The organism is Streptomyces sp. NPDC007162, from assembly GCF_040634175.1.
Classification (GTDB): domain Bacteria; phylum Actinomycetota; class Actinomycetes; order Streptomycetales; family Streptomycetaceae; genus Streptomyces.
Genome location: NZ_JBEYFC010000909.1, coordinates 1 through 2,068 on the forward strand (window position 1 = coordinate 1; position 2,068 = coordinate 2,068).

The following is a 2,068-nucleotide window of genomic DNA, read 5'->3' on the forward strand; positions in this document are numbered from 1 at the left end:
GACCCCTTGACCCCCAGTCAAGTGCGCTACCAAGCTGCGCCACGTCCCGCTGCGCAGTCACGCGGTGGGTACCGCGTGATCACGCAGGTCAACACTACCGTACGCGTACCGGTGCTGCCGCCGACCGGTCCGTGACCGGGCCGGTGACCCGGCTCGCGCGGCGGACCGGGACGAGGAGCGCGGCTCCGGCGGCGGTCAGGCAGAACAGGGTGAGCAGAGCCCAGGCGTGGGTGTAGCCGGAGGCGTACGGGAGGCCGGAGGGCTGGAGCCGACCGGTGACCAGGACGCTGGTGAGCGCGGCGCCGATGGAGCCGCCGATGGTTCGGATGTTGGCGTTCATGCCGGTCGCCGCGCCGGTCTGCTCGGGCGGGACACTGCCGACGATGAGGTTGGCCATGGAGGCGAAGGCCAGTCCGATACCGAGGCCGAAGAGCCCCGCGACGACGCCGATCTGCCACCGCTCGTCATGCCAGAGGGTGAGGACTCCGCAGGCCAGGGCCCCCAGCGCGGCCCCCGTGGCGAGCTGGGCCTTGGCACCGACGCGGGGTTCGAGACGGCCGCCGACGATGCCGGAGAGGAACATGGCGATCAGCATCGGCAGCAGGAGCAGGCCGGACTCGGTGACGGTGGCCCCGAAGCCGTAGCCTGCCGTGCCCGGGGTCTGCACGAAGCCGGGCAGGAAGGACCAGATCGCGTACATGCCGGCGCCGAAGAGCAGCGCCGCCGCGTTGGTGGTCCAGACGGCCGGGAGCCGCATCACGCGCAGGTCGATGAGCGGGGTCGCGGAGCGGGCCTCGGTGAGGAGCCAGACGGTGAACAGCACGGCGGCCGTGCCGAACAGGCCGAGCACCCTGGCCGAACCCCAGCCCCACTGGCCGGCCTGGCTCAGCGGCAGCAGCAGCGCCACCAGCCAGGCGGAGAGCAGCCCGGCGCCGAGCCAACTGACGCCACCCTGGGCCCGTTTGGGCGACTCGGGGACGTAGCGGGCGGCTATCAGGACCGTCACGGCGACGACGGCGACCGGGATCCAGAACAGCCAGCGGTAGTCCAGCGCGGAGACGATCGGGCCGGCGGCCACGATGCCGACGCCACCGCCGGCCGCGATCACCGCGGACAGGTTGCTGATGCTGCCGCTGACCTCGGCCGGGCCGAACTCGTCCCGGATGATGCCGAAGGAGAGCGGGAACAGGGCGCCACCGATGCCCTGGACCACCCGGGCGATGATCAGTACGCCGATGTTCGGCGCGAGGGCGGCGAGCAGACAGCCGGCCAGGACGGCGACCAGCACGGCGACGAGGCTGCGCTTCTTGCCGGTCAGGTCGCCGACCCGGCCGAGTATCGGGGTGAAGACCGAGGCGGACAGCAGATACGCCGTCATCACCCAGGTCGCGGTGGACTGCGAGGTGTGCATCGCGTGCTGGACGGTCGGCAGGGCCGGCGCGACCAGCGACTGGAGCATGGAGAACACGCCGGCACCGGTCGCGAGGACCGCGAAGGTGAGGCGGGTGGACTTCCGGGGCATGAAGGAGCCTCTCCGACATCGGAACGGAGGGAGAACGGATCGGAACAGCAGTGACCGCACTGCTAAAGTGGAGGTTCCCCTCCACTCTACCGGAGGGAACCCTCCGCTTCAACCGAAGTCGAGGAACCCCTCCGGTTCAGTCCTGTCGCACGGGAGGCAGCAATGACGGACACCCCGTTCCCCGTCAGTGAGATCGTCGCGTCCCGACGGCCCCACCGTAAGGACGCGGCCCGCAACTACGACGCGCTGATCACGGCCGCCCGCGAGGCGTTCGCCGAGCACGGCTCGGACGTCTCCCTCGAGGACGTCGCCCGCCGCGCGGGGGTCGGCATCGGGACCCTCTACCGGAACTTCCCCACCCGCCGCGACCTCTTCGAGAGCGTCTACGCGGACGAGGTCAACACGCTGTGCCGGGCCGCCGTGGAACTCGGCGGGCAGGAGCCGTGGGAGGCCCTGACGTCCTGGCTGGACCGCTTCACCGGCTACATGGTCACAGGGCCGCAGGGCGACGGGAGCAGGGTCCCGGGCGGCGGCGACGGCACGGCT

General features: G+C 71.4%; 2 protein-coding genes. One reads left to right on the forward strand and one right to left on the reverse strand.

The window, feature by feature from the left end; translation table 11 throughout:
• Positions 1 to 94: 94 nt before the first annotated feature.
• Positions 95 to 1,522 (reverse strand): MFS transporter, encoded by a 1,428-nt coding sequence (locus tag ABZ646_RS45680; protein WP_360533448.1) that lies wholly within the window; start codon positions 1,520 to 1,522, stop codon positions 95 to 97.
• Between the two features lie 162 nt (positions 1,523 to 1,684).
• Between ABZ646_RS45680 and ABZ646_RS45685 the strand changes: the two genes are divergently transcribed.
• Positions 1,685 to 2,068, forward strand: a 384-nt coding sequence (locus ABZ646_RS45685; RefSeq protein ID WP_360533451.1) for a TetR/AcrR family transcriptional regulator, incomplete at its 3' end; no start/stop codon positions are given.

Excerpts from the sequence above, each read along its gene's own strand:
- ABZ646_RS45680 (WP_360533448.1), bottom strand. The coding sequence starts at position 1,522 with ATGCCCCGGAAGTCCACCCGCCTCACCTTCGCGGTCCTCGCGACCGGT.